The sequence below is a fragment of the Daejeonella oryzae DSM 19973 genome, assembly GCF_000422945.1.
Taxonomy (GTDB): Bacteria; Bacteroidota; Bacteroidia; order Sphingobacteriales; family Sphingobacteriaceae; genus Daejeonella; species Daejeonella oryzae.
This window is the reverse complement of record NZ_AUHA01000002.1, coordinates 718631-737027: the sequence shown is the minus strand read 5'-3', so window position 1 is coordinate 737027 and position 18397 is coordinate 718631. Positions and strand designations below refer to the sequence as shown.

The window sequence follows — 18397 nt, the reverse complement described above, 5'->3', positions numbered from 1 at the left end:
TCAAAAATCACCATCATAAACAGTAGCTATTGGTAAAGGAATTAATTATCAATTCATCCCCTAATGGGGTTACTATTGCTTTACTGCAAGACAAGCAACTCGTAGAATTAAACACTGAGCAAGTCAATAACAATTATGCTGTTGGCGATATTTATCTGGGCAAGATTAAAAAAATCATGCCCGGGCTAAATGCTGCTTTTGTTGATGTAGGCTATGAGAAGGATGCTTTTTTGCATTATCTTGACCTGGGGCCGCAGGTTCAGTCGCTTTTAAAGCTGACGAAGATTGTAAAGAATGGCAGTTATAAAGATAAACTGCTGAATAGTTTTAAACTGGAACCGGATATTAATAAATCCGGAAAAATTTCAGAAATCGTGAGCCGGAATATGCTCATGCCGGTTCAAATTGCCAAAGAACCAATTTCAACCAAAGGTCCAAGGTTGAGTTCAGATATTTCTATTGCCGGCCGTTTTGTGGTTCTTGTTCCTTTTTCTGATGTGATTTCCATATCAAAAAAAATTAAAAGTAACACAGAGCGCAGCCGCTTAAAAAAGATTGTCGAAAGTATTAAGCCTAAAAATTTCGGTGTGATTATTCGCACCGTTTCTGAAGGCAAAGGGGTGGCAGAACTTCAAAAAGATCTGTTAGACCTTGTTGATAAATGGGAAAGCTTTACCAAGCGTTTACCCCATACAGAGCCATCTAAAAAAATTTTAGGAGAAATGGGTAGGACCTCTACTATTCTCCGGGATATATTGAATGCAGATTTCACAAACATCCATGTTTCGGATGTAGCTATTTATGAAGAAATCCGTTCATATGTTCATGAAATTTCTCCTGAGCTTGAAAAGATTGTTAAATTATACAAGCACAAGGAACCTATTTTCGAACATTTCGGTGTAGAAAAGCAAATAAAAACTGCTTTTGGCCGCACGGTAAACCTTCCGGGTGGCGCCTATTTAGTAGTAGAGCATACCGAAGCACTGCACGTTATTGATGTAAACAGCGGTAATCGCACAGCTAATCCTGAAAACCAGGAGCAAAATGCGCTGATGGTAAACATGGAGGCAGCAAAAGAAATTGCCCGTCAATTACGCTTACGCGATATGGGTGGTATTGTGGTGATCGATTTTATCGACATGCACAAGCCTCAGAACCGCAAAGAGCTTTTTGATTATCTGAAAGAACAAATGCTTTTGGATCGTGCAAAACACACCATTTTGCCTCCAAGCAAATTTGGGCTGGTTCAAATAACCAGGCAGCGTGTTCGTCCGGAAATGAATATCATTACTAACGAAAAGTGCCCTGCTTGTGATGGTACCGGTGAAATTAAAGCCAGTATTATTTTAATGGATGATATTGAAAGCAACCTCAATTACATCCTTAATGAGCAAAACGAAAAAAATATAACCTTGTGTGTGCATCCGTACATCGAAGCGTATATTAAAAAAGGCTTGATTTCCTGTCAGTGGAAATGGTTCTTTAAATTTAATAAATGGGTAAAGGTGAAAGCTGTAGCCAGTTATTATTTAACAGAATTTCATTTTATTAATTCTAAAGAAGAAGAGATAAAATTATAATAATGATTTTAGATTTACGGTTTGCGATTTTAGCTGTTAGCCTGAATCGTAAATCGTAATTTTAAAAATCTAAAATCAAATATGGCTAAAACCAGATCCGCGTATTTTTGCCAGAGCTGTGGCTATGAATCTGCCAAATGGCTTGGAAAATGTCCCTCATGCAATTCCTGGAATACATTCGTTGAAGAAATTATTGAAAAGGCAAATACTTCCGTTCCTGATTGGAAGGCAGGTTCTACAAGTACGCAGCGTTCTAATAAACCTTCTGCTATCCATGAAATTACTTACTCTGAACAGAGCCGTTTAATTACTCCTGATAAGGAATTCAACAGGGTGCTTGGCGGTGGAATTGTTGCCGGCTCGATGGTTTTGATCGGCGGTGAACCCGGTATCGGAAAATCAACCCTGATGCTTCAGATAGCTCTGAATTTGCCGGGACTTAAAGTTTTATATATATCTGGTGAAGAAAGCGATCAGCAAATAAAAATGCGGGCCGAACGGATAGAGTCCTTTTCGAAAGCGAACTGTTACATTCTTACAGAAACATCTACTCAGAACATATTTAAACAAATAGAAATTCTGCAGCCCGAACTTGTGGTTGTAGATTCAATCCAAACTTTATATTCGGCACATATTGAGTCTACTCCCGGAAGCGTTTCCCAGGTAAGAGAATGTACGGCAGAATTACTCCGCTTTGCCAAAGAAAGCGGAACGCCAGTATTCCTGATCGGTCATATTACCAAAGACGGAATGATAGCGGGACCAAAAATTCTTGAGCACATGGTAGATACGGTTTTGCAATTTGAAGGCGACAGGCATCACGTTTACCGAATTTTGCGTGCAGTAAAAAATCGCTTTGGATCAGCATCAGAACTGGGAATTTATGAAATGCAGGGGAGCGGCTTACGCGAAGTTTCCAACCCTTCAGAAATACTGCTGTCGCAGCGTGATGAACCATTGAGCGGAATCACTATTTCAGCTATGCTGGAAGGCTTGCGTCCGATGCTGATTGAAACCCAGGCGCTGGTAAGTGTTTCTGCATACGGAACTCCTCAGCGATCTGCTACCGGCTTCGATACAAAACGGATGAACATGCTTCTGGCAGTTTTAGAAAAACGCTGCGGATTTAAGTTGAGCACGAAAGATGTATTTCTAAATATTGCCGGAGGACTGCGGGTAGAAGATCCGGCTATAGATCTGGCCGTTGTAGTAGCTATTATCTCCTCTCATGAAGACATGCCGGTTGGAACCAAAGTGTGCTTTGCTGCAGAAGTGGGCTTATCCGGCGAGATCAGGGCTGTTAACAGAGTTGAGCAGCGCATCGCGGAAGCAGAGAAATTAGGGTTTGAACAAATATTTATCTCGAAATACAATAAGAAAGGTCTGGATATCAGCAAGTATCAGATTGAAATTGTTCCGGTTGCCAAAGTTGAAGAGGTATTTCATTTATTATTTGGATAGACAGGGCTTTATCCACTAAATTTTTACAAGGGTATGATCGCTTGCTTTAAACAAGGTCAAATAATTTATGCAAATTTGTTCCTCATTTAATTTACTATGAAAAATATTTTACTTTCACTTTGGGCAGCGTTCATTCTTACTTCCTGCTCTGTAAAACCTAAAACTGAACTTCAGGCAATAAGCAATATCAAAGGAACTGCCGTATATGGCGACTCGGTAAAAAACGACAATGTAATTGATTTAGCAGCCATGCGTACTGCCATGCAGGATGAATCCAAGCTGGATCTTAAAATTAAAGGCGTTGTGAACGAAGTTTGCGAAAAAAAAGGCTGTTGGATGCTGATGAAATTGGATAACGGTGAAGATCTTCGGATTACGTTTAAAGACTATAAGATTTTTGTTCCGAAAGATCTGGAAGGGAAAGAAGTTATTTTAGATGGTTTTGCTTACACCGATACCGCATCCGTTGAAGATCAGCAGCATTATGCAAAGGATGCCAATAAATCTGCTTCTGAAATTGCTAAGATTACACTTCCTAAAAAAGAACTGGCTTACGAAGCCAAAGGTGTAGTTGTATTGAATTAAGCAGATTAGATAAAAGGAAAATATAAAACCTCATCACTTTGGGTGATGAGGTTTTTTTGTGTTCAGTGGAAACTAAAGTTTGAGTTTTTCAGTGTCTTAAACCTGACATGAACTAAAATATCCCGCTACGTAATTGCGGGATATTTTACTTACTTACTCAGGTACATTGATTTCTCTTTGTATAAATGCCTGAAATAAGGATCTTCCAGGGATTTTATAAATCGGATTGCCTCTCCGGTCGATTTCATTTCGGGACCTAATTGCTTTTCAACTTCAGGGAATTTATCAAAAGAAAATACAGGTTCTTTAATAGCGTAGCCATCCAGTTTACGCTCAATAGTAAAATCTTTAAGTTTGTTTGCGCCGAGCATAATTTTAGTAGCGATGTTGATGTAAGGCACATCGTATGCTTTAGCAATAAACGGAACTGTACGCGATGCTCTTGGATTGGCTTCTATCACATATACTTTTTCATCCTTGATAGCGAATTGAATATTTAGCAATCCGCGTACATTAAGTGCATGAGCAATTTTTATGGTATGCTCTTCCATTTTTTTAATGACCTCTGCGGATAAATTAAAAGGAGGTAAAACAGCGTATGAATCACCCGAGTGAATCCCGGCAGGCTCAATATGTTCCATTAAGCCGATAATGTGTACATCATCACCATCGCAAATGGAATCAGATTCTGCTTCTTCTGCCCGATCCAGGAAATGATCAATTAAAACGCGGTTTCCGGGCATGTTTTTAAGCAGGTTAACAACGGCCTTTTCCAGATCTTCGTCATTAATCACAATGCTCATGCCTTGTCCGCCTAAAACATAACTTGGCCGAACAAGAACCGGGTAACCAACCTGCTGAGCTACAACAAGAGCTTCTTCCGCACTTTCGGCCACACCGTATTTAGGGTATGGAATGTCAAGATCTTTTAACAGGTCAGAAAAGCGTCCGCGATCTTCGGCAATATCCATGTTATCGAAAGAAGTTCCAATAATTTTTATTCCTTTTTCATGGAATTTTTGGGCCATTTTAAGCGCTGTTTGTCCGCCAAGCTGCACAATTACTCCAACAGGTTTTTCCAGTTCAATGATTTCGCGAACATGCTCCCAGAATACCGGCTCAAAATATAATTTATCGGCCATGTTGAAATCCGTAGAAACGGTTTCGGGATTGCAATTGATCATGATCGATTCATAACCGGCTTCTTTGGCAGCCAGCAAACCATGTACGCATGAATAATCAAACTCAATACCCTGACCAATGCGGTTTGGGCCTGAACCTAAGACAATGATCTTTTTCTTGTCACTTACTATTGATTCATTTTCATCTTCAAAAGTGGAATAGAAATACGGCGTTTTAGCAGGGAATTCGGCGGCGCAAGTATCTACCATTTTATAAACCCGCTTAATTCCAAGTTCCTTGCGGCGATCATAAACTTCATCCTCGGTAACGTTACCCAGTAAATAAGCTATTTGCCCATCCGAATATCCTTTTTGCTTCAGTGTAACGAAAAAGTCTTTAGGGATGTTTGTTAATGAATATCGCTTTAATTCAGTTTCAAGTTGCACAAGTTCCTGGATCTGTGTGAGGAACCATTTATCAATATGCGTTATTTTGCGGATGGATTCCAATGGAACCCCTAAACTCATTGCATCCTTAATCAGAAAAAGGCGATCCCAGCTTGGATGTTCCAGTCCGTGGAGGATTTCATCCAGATGGCGGGCATGTTTACCATCGGCTCCTAAGCCTAAGCGGTTTGTTTCTAAACTCTGACATGCTTTCTGGAGCGCCTCGATAAAGGTTCTTCCAATAGCCATTACTTCCCCAACCGACTTCATTTGCAGACCCAGTTCTGTATTGGCTCCTTTAAATTTGTCAAAATTCCAGCGTGGAATTTTAACAATTACATAATCGAGCGTAGGCTCAAAATAGGCTGATGTAGTTTTAGTGATCTGATTTTCGATTTCATCGAGATTGTAACCAATAGCTAGTTTTGCCGCAATTTTAGCAATAGGATAACCGGTTGCTTTTGAAGCCAGGGCCGATGAACGGGAAACCCGAGGGTTAATCTCAATAGCTATAATATCCTCAGTAGCCGGATCGACCGAAAATTGTACGTTGCAGCCGCCGGCGAAATTGCCAATTGCCCGCATCATGCGGATTGCCTGGTTACGCATATCCTGGTAACACCGGTCGCTTAATGTCATAGCCGGGGCTACAGTAATTGAATCGCCGGTATGTATTCCCATCGGATCAAAATTCTCAATGGAACAGATTATGATCACATTGTCTTTGCCGTCGCGAAGTAATTCAAGTTCATATTCTTTCCAGCCTATTACTGCTTTTTCAACCAATACTTCGTGAGTTGGTGAGGCCTGTAAGCCACGGCTCAAAGCATGGTCAAAATCTTCTTTTTTATAAACAATACCACCTCCGGATCCGCCTAAGGTATACGAAGGGCGAATTACCAGTGGGAAACCAATTTCCTGAGCGGCCTCTTTTCCTTCGAGGAAAGAATTGGCAATTTTTGATTTTGCAACGCCAACGCCAATATCTACCATCAGCTGGCGGAATTCTTCGCGGTTTTCGGTTTTTTCTATTGCGGCAACATCCACACCAACAATGCGGACACCATATTTTGCCCAGATGCCGCGTTCTTCTGCCTCTTTACAAAGGTTTAAGGCTGTTTGCCCACCCATAGTAGGTAAAACCGCATCAATTTTTTGTTCCTGTAAAATAATCTCCAGGCTTTCGCAGGTAAGCGGCAGCAAATAAACATGGTCTCCAATTACTTTATCCGTCATGATTGTTGCCGGATTGGAGTTGATAATGGAAACGCTGATGCCTTCGTCTTTTAGAGAAAGTGCGGCTTGTGAACCTGCATAATCAAATTCGCAGGCCTGGCCAATAATTATGGGGCCTGAACCAATAATCAGTACGGAGTGTATGGAGGTGTCTCTGGGCATGGGAATCGAAAAAAAGGTCAAAAATTTTATATGACTCGCAACGAGATTCCGAAGCTTTTGGAAACAAAAATCCCGACTGGTCTGTCGGGATGCAAAGATAGATTTTTTGGGCTTAGTTTGAGGATAAAAATATGATAAGCTTAGAAGGATGCGGGGCTGAAGTTTCTAACGTGTTATTTAAATGGGCTTATTCCGCCAGCCCTTAGATGAAACACGAGTTCCAGAAGGTGAGACATTAAATATAAGCGTACGAGATGATTTAACCGGCAGACCTCTGATTTTTAAAGGAATCCAATTATTTGTGTCTTTTAAAATTCGTATTATTTCTAAATCTATTGAGGCATTTAAGGATGGCTGTATGTGTATATTAGAAAGGGTACCGTCTGTATTAATGTCAAAAAATACTTTTGTATATCCTTTAATTTTATCTTTTCTTAATTTTTTAGGATACTTAAAAATAGATGTTAAATAAAGATCGACATGCCTCTTAATACCTGCCGGCCTTTCAGTTTCTTCTAATTGGGTGTATTTTATAATGTTTCCATTAGAAGTTTTCTGAATTCCGTAAACTAACTTATTCTTTTTATAAATTTCTTCATAAGATCTGCCGGCTTCTTGATACATACCCTTCCAAATCCCATTTTTATACCCATTCAAATAATCTCCCTGTTCCTTAACCATGCCGGTATTATGGGTTATAACCGCAAACCCGTTCCCTTCTCTAACGTACTGAAAGCCTACTGAATCATACGTATTAATCACCCTGAATTCATTATCCCCATTCTGAGCTCTTTCCAGATTGCTGTGATAATCCACAGCCATTTTTAATCTCCCATTGGGATAAAAGTGGTAGCCTAATCCGTATTTCATACCGCTATGATAAGGTATGAGTTTTGATCTTTGTCCCTTTTCATTAAATGTTATTGTTTGGCCTTCAAACTGTGGCTGTAATCCAATTGAGGGAGCCTTACCTTCAAATTTTTTAATATTGTTAGGATAGAAATCAGAAACCGTGAAATAAGTACTTCCAGAATCCGGCTTGCGGATAATACGAATAAAATCTGCACTGTCTTTCTGATTTACTTCCCGGCCGTTATTTTTTAGAAAGTATATATTTTGGTTTTGAGAAAAGCTTTGAGCCGAGGCAAAAAGGCTGATCAGGATTAGGAAAATATGTTTCATGTGGATCCCGCAGAAATTATTTTAATATTTTATCGGATCAGTTCAGATTTAAGCTAAGGGGAATTACATAGCTGACATTTGTGGGCTGTCCCCTGAATTTTCCGGGAATCCATTTCCCTGCTTTTTTTAATACTCTAATTCCTTCCTGGTCTATTGAAGGACTTACAGATTGATGTACTTTAATATCCTGAATGTTACCATCGGCCTTGACTATAAAACCCAAAATTAATTTTCCCTGTATTCCATTTTTTCTTGCATCTGAAGGGTACATGAAATTTTTGCCGAGAAAGGCGTAGAAATTTTTTATTCCGCCTTTGTATTCCGGAAATTCCATGAGCTGAGTATAATTTCGAAGAGTACCATCCGGTAGTGTCTGGATTCCTGATATCAATTTGCCCTGGTTATAGCTTTCCTGGTAGTGCCTGGTATTTTCGTCTAGCTTATGAGAGCCTTTCCACATGCTATCTTTTCTACCGTTTAAATATTTTCCCTCTTCATGTATTCCATCATTCTCATCTATCACAGCATACCCATTTCCATCTTTAACCTGCTGTGACCCCGAGGCATCATAATATTCCATTACTTTAAATCTTATCGACTGATTATGACTAATAGCCTCTGTCATTCCATCCGGGGTATTATATTCCAGTACTTTTTTTAGCTGGCCATTGGGATAAAAAAAATAGGCCATTCCATTTCTTACCCCTTTTAAATAGCTAATATTCTCTGACTTCTTACCATTTTTATGGTAAAGTATGGTAGGCCCTTCAAAAATCAATTTGGGTTCGAATGAGGAGGCTTCGCCAATAAATTTTCGGGAATTATCAGGATAAAATTCTAAAACCTTAAAAAAAGTACTTCCAGAATCAGGTTCCTGGATAATGCGAATAAAATCTGCACTGTCTTTTAATTGAACCTGGCGTCCGTCATTTTTAAGAAGGTAAATATTTCTTTTTTGGGCAAAGCTTTGAATGGATGTCGTCAGGAATAAGATAAGCAGTAAATTTAATTTCATGTAATATGGTAAGTGGTTTTAAAATTTCGGATGAATATAAGTAAGCTTTATTCAAATTAGTACCTATGCATAAAAATTTGTAACTAAGAAGAGATTCTATCGTACCAAGCATGGAACGGCTTTTGCATATTATGGCAAATCAATAATTATATTATGAGAAAGACCATTATAGGCTTTATTGCCATAGCAAGTATGTTAACCGGTTGTGCAACCGTACAATCATTAGTACGTTCAACATTTCCATACACTTCAACATTAGTTATCCCGGCTTCGAGCCGTACAGGCACTACGTTGTCGGCTACCAGTTCTGCTAACAGCTTCGATCAGATCTTTACCGGCCAGGGCTCAAACACCGAATCGGTTAAAGAAATCCGGATTGCTTCTGCAAAAATTGAAGCAAGTAATCCATCCAACCAAAGCCTAGGTGTAATTAAATCTATCAAGATGTATATTTCAAGAGGAGACGGTTCAAGCGAGGTTTTAGTCGCTTCACGAACTGATATTGCATCTACAGCCGGGAACAGTCTGGTTTTGGATATAGACAATTCTCGTTTTTTAGATGATTATATTAAAGGATCTACGGTACGTGTACGTATGGAATACGTTTTAAGAGAGTCAATTAATGTAGATGCAAGTGTTAAAGCCAGTTTAGGTTTTAGCGTTGCACCCGCAACCCGATAGTTTTATTTAATTATGTTTGGTTAATGTGATCCTCCAGCTGTGAAGCAGGAGGATTTTTTGTTTATATAATTAAAGGTTCAGGTTGTTGTCTCGCTCTATTCAACAAATAAATAAGATATTTGAAACAGCAGCGTACCTGTATTACTATAAATAATTTATTACAGATTTGGAAAGCTCTTTTTGGGAATTAATAATTAAACAGCTTATTGCAACTTCCTGGCTCGAGTGGCTGGGTACCATAACCGGCTTTATTTGTGTGTATCTCGCTGCCAGGCAAAATATATGGAACTGGCCAATTGCAATTATCAGCGTTTTGGCTTATGCCTTTCTGTTTTACGAGTATAAATTATATGGAGATGCAGTTTTGCAGCTTTACTTTCTTGCCACATCTGCGTATGGCTGGTATTATTGGCATAAGCTGAAAGAAGAACATTCCAAACCTATAGTAAGCCTCAATACTAATGAAATACTAAAAGTTATAGCCGGGGTTTCTTTGCTGACAATATTTATGGGATATATTTTAGATAGCTATACAGATTCTAATGTGCCATATGCCGACGGCTTTTGCACATCCCTGAGTTTTATAGCTCAATTTTTAATGACCCGCAAAGTTTTGCAAAATTGGATTCTATGGATCATTGTTGATATATGCTATGTGCCATTATACCTGTATAAGGATTTGGCCCTAACTACGCTTTTATACATCCTTTTTCTCGGCCTCGCTGTAGTCGGATATTTGGATTGGAAAAAATCCTATCATCTATCTTTAAAACTTAAAGACATATGACCGGGTTAAGTAATTCTGTGCGGGTTGAAATTTCGGAAATCATTAAAAAAATTGCCATAGTAGGCCCTGAATCAACGGGGAAGTCAACTATATCCGAACAATTGGCCTCACATTACAATACTATCTGGGTACCTGAATTTGCACGGGATTATTGTAACAGCCTGACAGAACCCTGTAACTGGCAGGACGAAATAAATATGTTTCACGGACAATTAGAGCTCGAAAATAAACTCCTGCCTCAGGCGAATAAGATTTTGATTTGTGATACCACATTCTTAACCGTTAAGATTTGGAGTGATCATATTTTCGGAAAATCTCCGGCCGAAGTTTTAGAAATGCTGCCTCAGCATAGCTATGATTATTATCTGCTGATGAATATTGATTTACCCTGGCAGGATGATCCTCTGCGTGATTTTCCACATTTACGGGAACATTTTTTGCAGATCTGGCATCAGGAATTGAAATCTTTAAATGCAGATTATTTACTGATTTCGGGAAATGATGAGGAAAGGTTAAACAATGCCATATCTGCAATTGATAACTTTATGGGTTCAAATTAAATCCCATTGTAAAATACCTTCTCAATTTTGTGCATTAACATTCTATTAACATAAGCCCTTTTTAGAATCATTTAGTTTAGCATTTTTAAAATTAGTCATCACTGATGCAACGTTTAATTAACGCTTGCGTCTATTAATCAGAATGTGAGATTTTGGAAGCTATTTATGTAGATCAGCATTTCGACCTGGTGGTTGATTGCAAAAAAGGAAGTAGAAAAGCCCAGTACGATTTATACAAGCTTTATTCAAAAGCCATGTTTAATATCGCATTGCGGATACTAAACAATGCAGATGAAGCTGCGGATGTTTTGCAGGAAGCCTTCATAGATGCTTTCAGGCGGGTTGCAGATTTTCGGCAGGAAACTACTTTCGGCCTGTGGATGAAACAGATCGTTATTAATAAATCGATCTCGCATTTGCGGAAACGAAAAATGGATCTGGTTTCTATTGATGATGCACATCTTGAAGATCTTCCGGATACAGAACCCGATGATTTTGAAGAGCTTGAATTAAAAGTTCAACAGGTAAAAGCGGCTATACAGCATCTTCCGGATGGTTACCGGGTGGTACTTTCCCTGTATCTTTTGGAAGGGTATGATCATGAAGAAATTGCTCATATTCTGAAGATCAGTGAAAATACTTCGAGAACACAATTTATGCGGGCTCGCAGAAAACTTGTTGAAATTTTGAAGCATCAGGGAATACATTATAACTAATATTTCCCTTTTTAAAGGGGGTTTAAGGAGAGGATACGATGAAGAATAATTTAGAAAATTTTATAAAGGTTAACAAAAAGGAATTCGATGTAATTGATCCACCGGCTGACTTGTGGAATAAAATAGAAAAGCAATTAGATGAAGATCAGAAAAACCAACCGAAGAAAGAGCGTCTGATCCGACTAAGCTGGTTATTTAAGATTGCCGCAGCTTTTTTAATTGTTATGTGTGCAGGCTTAATAATCTGGCAATATCAATATAATGAAGCTACAGATCTGGCCAATATAGATCCCGCTCTAGCAAAACAGCAAATGCATTATGCATCGCTCATTGAAGATAAACGAATGGAATTAAAAAGTATAGAAAAGGCAGAACCACAGTTATACAGGGAGTTTAATTCTGAAATCAGAAAAATGGATGAAAATTACCAAAAGTTGAAAAAGGATTTGCCCAATAGCCCAAATCAGGAAGAAACTGTAAAAGCAATGATCCGCAATTTGCAAATACAAACTCAGGTTTTGACGCAGCAACTAACCATCATTCAGGAAATCAATAATTCAAAAAAAGAAAACGACAATGAAACACATAGTTTATAATATTTATTCGGCGATTACTATTTCGTTTTTGTGTTCCAATACATTGGTTGCACAGCAATTTCCCGCTTCTACAATCAACCCCAAAATAGCATCGGTTGTTAATTTTCAATTTCAGAAAGTAAATCCCCCTCAATTCAATGTAAATAAATTGGCTGAATTTGAAATTAGGGAGGCCATTAAACTTGCAGGTGATGAAACACATCCGGACTTTAAGTCAGAAAATTTAAACACATCTTTTGATGTTTCCGATAGATATGAACAAGTATCTGAAAAGACCAAAACAATCAATAAAACATATACCGTTGATTCTAAAGACAAACTTTCAATCAGCAATCAGTATGGAACTGTGCTTGTAAAAACATGGTCCAGAAATGAAATTAAAGTAGATGTAGAAATTAAAGCATTTGAAGCTTCTGATGACAAGGCACAGGATTTATTGGAAAATGTTTCTATTTCAGAATCCCGTAGCGCTGATCTGATTAGTTTCGAAACCAAATTCGACAGGAGCAACATGAAGTTTTTTTGGTCGCGTTCCAAGAATGGAAAAGAAGAACGTCGCGGGCTGCAGGTGAATTACACGGTTTATATGCCTTCAAAAAATCCGTTGGATATAAACAATAAATATGGAAGTACGTCGCTTCCTGAGCTTTCCGGTCCGGTTAATATTAATAGTTCGTATGGATCATTCACAGCCCAAAACTTAAGTAATGCCGCTAACCGGGTAAAGGTTAGTTATGGCTCGGCATCAATACAAGAATTTTCATCGGGTAATCTGGATGTTTCCTACGGAAGTCTTAAGCTAAATAATGCGGATAATTTAAATGCCAATATCAGGTACAGCAGCGCCAAAATCACTCATCTTACCAACAGCGGGAATATTGATATTTCATATACCGGCGGATTTAAAATTGATGAAGTGGATAAAAACGTAAAGAATCTGATTATTAACTCTTCGTATTCTGGCGTTACTTTAGGCCTTGCTGATGATGCCGATTTTAATTTCGATGTTACCGTAAGTTATGCGGGATTTAATTTTGATGATGGAAAAATTAGTATCAGCAGCAAAACTCCTGATGAAAACACCAAAGGATGGAATCCTACTAAAAATTATAAAGGGCGTGTCGGTAAAGGCTCAGATTCCCGAATTCTAATAAAATCCAATTATGGAGGTGTGCGGTTTCTGTAATATTTCCAGCTTCTTTTTACAAACCTTTTAGCTAAACCTAAAAGGTTTTCTTTTATTGTTGTATGTGTGGAAAATTCTTTGGTATTTTTGGGATTAATCAAATTATATGGAGTGGATCTCAAATCCTGAAATCTGGATATCTTTAATCACATTAACTGTACTCGAAATTGTATTGGGAATAGATAATATCATATTTATTTCCATAATGGCTAGTAAGCTTCCGGAAAATAAGCAGAAAAAAGCCCGGCAGGTTGGTTTAGCATTAGCCATGGTTACACGTATTCTTCTATTGCTTTCATTAACATGGATTATGACCCTTGTCAAGCCGCTGTTTAGTATGGGAGACTGGGTTGGATTAACTTCCGGCGATTGGTTTGAAAAACTTAAAATATCCGGACGTGATTTGATTCTGATAATCGGTGGATTATTTTTAATTTATAAAAGCACCGCAGAAATTCATGAGAAATTAGAAGGGGAGAATGGTACTGTAGAAACAAGAGGTGTAGTTACCTTCTCCGGAGTAATTATCCAGATATTAATGCTGGATATAGTTTTCTCACTCGATTCTGTGATTACCGCAGTAGGTATGGCTGATCATATCGGCGTTATGATTGCCGCAGTAATAATTGCTGTAGGAGTGATGATGGTATCTGCAAGCGGTATCAGTAATTTTGTGAATAAACATCCAACAGTTAAAATGCTGGCTTTATCTTTCCTTTTATTAATTGGAGTTTCTCTATTGGCAGAAGGATTTGAGCAGCATATTCCTAAAGGATATATTTATTTTGCAATGGCTTTTTCTATTCTTGTAGAGATGCTCAATCTGAAGATGAAAAAATCATCTAAAAAGCCGGTTCATTTGCACAATGTGCCTACAGAACCAAAACATGTAGAGCATAAAGTTTAGAAAACCTTATAATCTAAGTATAGCTTCATCCTGAAATAAAATTTTTCCGGGATGAAGCTCTTTTGTGAATTTATCAGATAACTCTGCAAAGTAATCCTTTGAGATATTCTCCTTCGGGAAAGGAAGACCTAACCGGATGATCTTCTGGTTGAGAGAACTGATCTATAAATTGAACTTCTTTGTGTGCATCTAATGCTGCCCAGGCAAGTATCTGTTTAAATAAACTTATATCTACAGCCCCCGAGCATGAAAATGTTGCTAAAAGTCCGCCGCTTTCAAGCAAATGCATGGCGGTACGGTTCAGGTCTTTGTAAGCTCTGGATGCTTTTGTTAATGATGAGCGTGAAGGCGCATATTTAGGAGGATCAAGTATAATTATATCAAATTTCTCACCGCTTTCGCGGAATACACGCATTTGCTTATTTACATCTGATTGAAACTCCCGGTGTTTGCTCTGACCAAAGCCATTTAGCTCGATATTTTTTTTAAGAGTCTCAAGCGCCAAGGCAGAACTATCTACACTACTCACTTCTAAAGCTCCATTTTTAAGCGCATTTAGCGTAAAACCCCCTGAATAGCTGAAACAATCCAACACACGCTTGCCTTTTGAATGCTCTGCAACTAAGCGGCGGTTATCTCGTTGGTCACAATAAAAACCCGATTTCTGTCCATCGGCAATATTTACCTGGTATCGAATTCCATTTTCAAGGACATCCACAAACTCCGGTGGTTGAATTCCGGTTAAAATTCCTCCTGATGAATCATCCAGACCCTCATGGGCCCTGGAAGAAGCATCACTGCGGTCGAATATGCCTTTGGGATTAACTAATTTTTGAAGCTGATCTAATATGATAGGTTTTAATCTTTCAATGCCTGAAGTTAAAATTTGTACAGATAAGAAATCGGCAAATTTATCTACAATCAGGCCGGGCAAAAAATCAGCTTCACTAAAAATCAGGCGGTATGTATTGGTGTTGTTATTTTCCTGTAGTTCCTGCCGGGCTTTAACCGATTTACTAATCCGGTCTCTCCACCATTCTTCATTTATTTCTGTTTCAGAATTCCACTCCAATAAACGTACAGCTACCCTTGATTGATTATTGTAAAATCCGTAAGCCAAAAATTCATTTTGATAATCAACTACAGTTACAATTTCACCATTCTCCGGTTTGCCTTTAATATGATCTATTGCTCCCGAAAAAACCCATGGATGCAATTGTTTAACCGCTTTTTCTTTTCCCTTTTTTAATTTTACCAAATACATAGCGCAAAGCTACTATACAATTTTAAGAATCAACAGTCAGCGTGAACGATTATTAATCAACGCTAATCTAAATATTCCGGAGAATCAAACTTACTTGTGCCTGCCTTATAGTTATTATTAACTTTGACCATGGAAAACATTACGTGGCCCGATTTTGAAAAAGTAGAATTAAGGGCCGGAACCATAGTTGAAGTTCAGCCTTTCCCGGAGGCCAAAAAGGGAGCTTATAAAATTAAAGTTGATTTCGGAGATTTTGGGATACGGTGGAGCAGTGCTCAGATTACAAAGAATTACACAATAGCTGAATTGCCCGGAAAACAAATTATTGGAGTTACGAATTTTGCGCCTAAACAAATCGCCAACTTTATATCCCAATTTTTAATCACAGGTTTCACGGATTCTGCAGGAAATATTGTTCTTGCTTCAACAGATAAATCTGTTCCGAATGGTACTTTGTTAATTTAAACAGTTTCTAACATTTTTAATAATACAATTTTAGATGAGGTATATAAATTTTGAACAGGATGATGCATTCGCAAATGAATTCTTCATGAAAGAAGCATTAAAAGAAGCAAATCTGGCTCTTGAATTGGACGAAGTCCCAATAGGAGCAGTAGTTGTTCATAATGGAAAGATTATTGGTAGAGGTCATAACTTAACCGAAAGATTAAACGATGTTACTGCGCATGCAGAGATGCAGGCTTTTACAGCTGCTGCCAATTATATTGGCGCCAAATATCTAAAAGATTGTACATTATATGTTACTATAGAACCCTGTGTAATGTGTGCAGGGGCGGCTTACTGGACTCAAATAAGTAAAATTGTTTATGGTGCTTCTGATCCTCAACGGGGCTTTTCACAAATCAATCAAAAATTAACACATCCTAAAACTGAGATTATGAAAGGCATTTTAGAATTGGAATGCTCTCAGCTTATTAAAGATTTTTTTATAAGCAAGCGGAATAAACTTAATTCTTAATAGAACAATTCTCTGTATACAAGCTTATATTTGTGTTAGTATATTTTTTACAAAACTTTAAACAATAAGCACATGGCATTTGAATTACCTGCGTTAGCATACGCTACCGACGCTTTAGAACCACATATCGATAAGATGACAATGGAAATCCATCACGGCAAACATCATCAGGCGTATGTGGATAACCTGAATAAGGCATTAGCCGGAACAGATGGGGAAAAACGGGATATAGAAGAGATTCTAAAAAACATTTCACAATATCCTATGGCTGTTAGAAATAATGGTGGCGGCCACTTTAATCATACTTTGTATTGGACAATTATGTCTCCAAATGGTGGCGGAAATCCTGGCGGAGATTTAGAAGAAGCTATTAATAATGCATTTGGTTCTTTCGAAGATTTTAAAAAGAAATTCGCTGAAGCCGGAGCAACTCGTTTTGGATCTGGTTGGGCGTGGTTAACAGTAGATGCTGCAGGCAAACTTCAAGTTTCTTCAACTCCAAATCAGGATAATCCCTTAATGGATGTTGCTGAAGTAAAAGGAATTCCTATACTTGGAATGGACGTATGGGAGCACGCTTATTACCTTAAGTATCAAAATAAGCGTCCGGATTATATTTCTGCTTTCTGGAATGTAGTTAATTGGAAAGAGGTAGCTGATCGTTTTGCACAAGCAAAAAAATAAAGTCACAAGCAAACATTTAGAATAAAATGGTGTATTAATAGTACACCATTTTTATTTTAATATCATGAGAAAAATATACTCATTAACAGCCCTTTTAGTTGTTACCCTTCTTTCAAGCTGTGATTTAATTGGCGGCATTTTTAAAGCAGGTGCTTACACAGGAATTATTGCAGTTGTAATCATTATTGCAATTATTATCTGGATTATTTCTCGCTTCCGCGGAAGAGGTTAATCAAGAATATATTTCCATAATTTCTTTCTTCTTCTTACTGCGTAATGATTTTGGGACAATGTCCATAATTTCATTCTGAAGAATATTGATTAGATTCCTTTTCAGGAAATTTCTATGAATCACCAGGCTGATCTCCCGTGAAGGTTCGGGAGATTTAAAATGATGCACTCTTTCAAGTTGGCGTGGCGTAAAATCAACTAATGATAATTCAGGTAATATCGTCACGCCGCTATTTAAATCAACCATTCTTTTTAGCGTTTCTATACTGCCTGTATAGTATTCAAAATTTTTAAATACCGATCCGCTTTTTTTATAATTGCAGATATTCAGAACCTGATTTCTCATGCAATGGCCTTCGTTAAGAAGCCATAATTCATCCAGATTAATATCCTTGGATGTTATATTTTTTTTAGTAGCCAAATTGCTTGATTTGGAAGCATACACAACAAAGTTTTCATAAAAAAGAGGTATTTCTTTTAATGAACTATCATCCAGCGGAGTGGAAAGTAATCCGCAATCCAAAATTCCGTTTTTCAGGTCCTGGATAATTTTTTCAGTAGTATATTCCCAGATCATTAGCTGTACCTGAGGGAATTTTTTCATAAAATTTAAAATCACTTTTGGTAAAAGGTAAGGAGCAATTGTTGGAATTACACCAATTTTTAATTCGCCCTTGATATCTCCTTTTCTATCTGAGATAACTTCTTTGAGTTTGTAGCTTTCATTTAATACAATTCGTGCCTGCTCAATAATTTCTAAACCTATATCAGTGGGAATTACAGGCTGCTTGCTTCTGTCAAAAAGCTTAACACCCAAGGAATCTTCGAGCTTTTGAATCTGCATGCTTAAGGTAGGTTGTGTAACAAAGCACTTTTCAGCAGCTAAAACAAAATTTCTGTAAGTATCCAATGCCACAATATATTCAAGTTGTACCAATGTCATATAGTTTATTGCTATGTTATTATCAATAATATTGATTTTTTCTATTACAAAACTATGATTAATTTTAGTTTGAT

19 protein-coding genes are annotated in these 18397 nt (G+C 37.8%); 14 read left to right on the top strand and 5 right to left on the bottom strand.

The window, feature by feature from the left end; translation table 11 throughout:
- Positions 1-29 precede the first annotated feature (29 nt).
- The 3 genes from G521_RS0103575 (at position 30) to G521_RS0103565 (ending at position 3626) form a co-directional block, all read left to right on the top strand.
- Positions 30-1580, top strand: coding sequence for an Rne/Rng family ribonuclease (locus G521_RS0103575; RefSeq protein WP_026897302.1), 1551 nt, complete (start codon positions 30-32; stop codon positions 1578-1580).
- 81 nt (positions 1581-1661) lie between these two features.
- A complete protein-coding gene (radA, locus tag G521_RS0103570; RefSeq protein WP_026897301.1) occupies positions 1662-3041 on the top strand; it encodes a DNA repair protein RadA in 1380 nt (459 codons plus the stop codon).
- Positions 3042-3137: 96 nt separating this feature from the next.
- Positions 3138-3626, top strand: coding sequence for a DUF4920 domain-containing protein (locus G521_RS0103565; protein ID WP_026897300.1), 489 nt, complete (start codon positions 3138-3140; stop codon positions 3624-3626).
- Positions 3627-3775: 149 nt separating this feature from the next.
- On the opposite strand, the gene carB is transcribed toward G521_RS0103565, so the two are convergent.
- From carB to G521_RS17660, 3 genes are all read right to left on the bottom strand, one after another.
- The gene (gene carB / locus G521_RS0103560; RefSeq protein WP_026897299.1) at positions 3776-6592 is read right to left on the bottom strand and encodes a carbamoyl-phosphate synthase large subunit; all 2817 of its coding nucleotides are present in this window, start codon (positions 6590-6592) and stop codon (positions 3776-3778) included.
- A gap of 177 nt (positions 6593-6769) precedes the next feature.
- A complete protein-coding gene (locus tag G521_RS0103555; RefSeq protein WP_026897298.1) occupies positions 6770-7774 on the bottom strand; it encodes an energy transducer TonB in 1005 nt (334 codons plus the stop codon).
- Between the two features lie 37 nt (positions 7775-7811).
- Complete coding sequence (locus G521_RS17660; protein ID WP_026897297.1) at positions 7812-8789, bottom strand: energy transducer TonB; 978 nt, start codon at positions 8787-8789, stop codon at positions 7812-7814.
- 153 nt (positions 8790-8942) lie between these two features.
- On the opposite strand from G521_RS17660, the gene G521_RS0103545 reads away from it, so the two are divergent.
- The 7 genes from G521_RS0103545 (at position 8943) to G521_RS0103515 (ending at position 14222) form a co-directional block, all read left to right on the top strand.
- Positions 8943-9470, top strand: coding sequence for a hypothetical protein (locus tag G521_RS0103545; RefSeq protein WP_036678088.1), 528 nt, complete (start codon positions 8943-8945; stop codon positions 9468-9470).
- Between the two features lie 166 nt (positions 9471-9636).
- Entirely contained in the window at positions 9637-10257 is a 621-nt protein-coding gene (pnuC, locus tag G521_RS0103540) for a nicotinamide riboside transporter PnuC (protein WP_036678085.1), read from the top strand.
- Entirely contained in the window at positions 10254-10817 is a 564-nt protein-coding gene (locus tag G521_RS0103535) for an AAA family ATPase (RefSeq protein WP_169447819.1), read from the top strand. Before pnuC ends, G521_RS0103535 begins: the two co-directional genes overlap by 4 nt.
- A 152-nt stretch (positions 10818-10969) precedes the next feature.
- A complete protein-coding gene (locus G521_RS0103530) occupies positions 10970-11533 on the top strand; it encodes an RNA polymerase sigma factor (protein ID WP_026897293.1) in 564 nt (187 codons plus the stop codon).
- A gap of 38 nt (positions 11534-11571) precedes the next feature.
- Positions 11572-12129, top strand: coding sequence for a hypothetical protein (locus tag G521_RS0103525; RefSeq protein WP_026897292.1), 558 nt, complete (start codon positions 11572-11574; stop codon positions 12127-12129).
- A complete protein-coding gene (locus G521_RS0103520) occupies positions 12110-13315 on the top strand; it encodes a DUF4097 family beta strand repeat-containing protein (protein WP_026897291.1) in 1206 nt (401 codons plus the stop codon). The genes G521_RS0103525 and G521_RS0103520 overlap by 20 nt, the downstream gene beginning before the upstream one ends.
- A 106-nt stretch (positions 13316-13421) precedes the next feature.
- Positions 13422-14222 carry a TerC family protein gene (locus tag G521_RS0103515; protein ID WP_026897290.1) on the top strand — a complete coding sequence of 267 codons (801 nt, stop codon included), beginning with the start codon at positions 13422-13424 and terminating at the stop codon, positions 14220-14222.
- Positions 14223-14295: 73 nt separating this feature from the next.
- Here G521_RS0103515 and G521_RS0103510 read toward each other — a convergent pair whose 3' ends face one another.
- A complete protein-coding gene (locus G521_RS0103510) occupies positions 14296-15486 on the bottom strand; it encodes a class I SAM-dependent rRNA methyltransferase (protein ID WP_026897289.1) in 1191 nt (396 codons plus the stop codon).
- Between the two features lie 129 nt (positions 15487-15615).
- Here G521_RS0103510 and G521_RS0103505 point away from each other — a divergent pair, with 129 nt between their 5' ends.
- The 4 genes from G521_RS0103505 to G521_RS18240 all read left to right on the top strand — a co-directional run bounded on the left by G521_RS0103505 (position 15616) and on the right by G521_RS18240 (position 17381).
- Positions 15616-15951, top strand: a complete 336-nt coding sequence (locus G521_RS0103505) for a tRNA-binding protein (protein ID WP_026897288.1) — start codon at positions 15616-15618, stop codon at positions 15949-15951.
- A gap of 34 nt (positions 15952-15985) precedes the next feature.
- Entirely contained in the window at positions 15986-16465 is a 480-nt protein-coding gene (locus G521_RS0103500) for a nucleoside deaminase (protein WP_026897287.1), read from the top strand.
- Between the two features lie 72 nt (positions 16466-16537).
- Positions 16538-17149, top strand: a complete 612-nt coding sequence (locus tag G521_RS0103495) for a superoxide dismutase (protein ID WP_026897286.1) — start codon at positions 16538-16540, stop codon at positions 17147-17149.
- 64 nt (positions 17150-17213) lie between these two features.
- Positions 17214-17381, top strand: a complete 168-nt coding sequence (locus tag G521_RS18240; RefSeq protein WP_169447818.1) for a hypothetical protein — start codon at positions 17214-17216, stop codon at positions 17379-17381.
- On the opposite strand, the gene G521_RS0103485 is transcribed toward G521_RS18240, so the two are convergent.
- Positions 17382-18323 (bottom strand): hydrogen peroxide-inducible genes activator, encoded by a 942-nt coding sequence (locus tag G521_RS0103485; RefSeq protein WP_026897285.1) that lies wholly within the window; start codon positions 18321-18323, stop codon positions 17382-17384. It abuts the gene before it with no gap.
- Positions 18324-18397 lie beyond the last annotated feature (74 nt).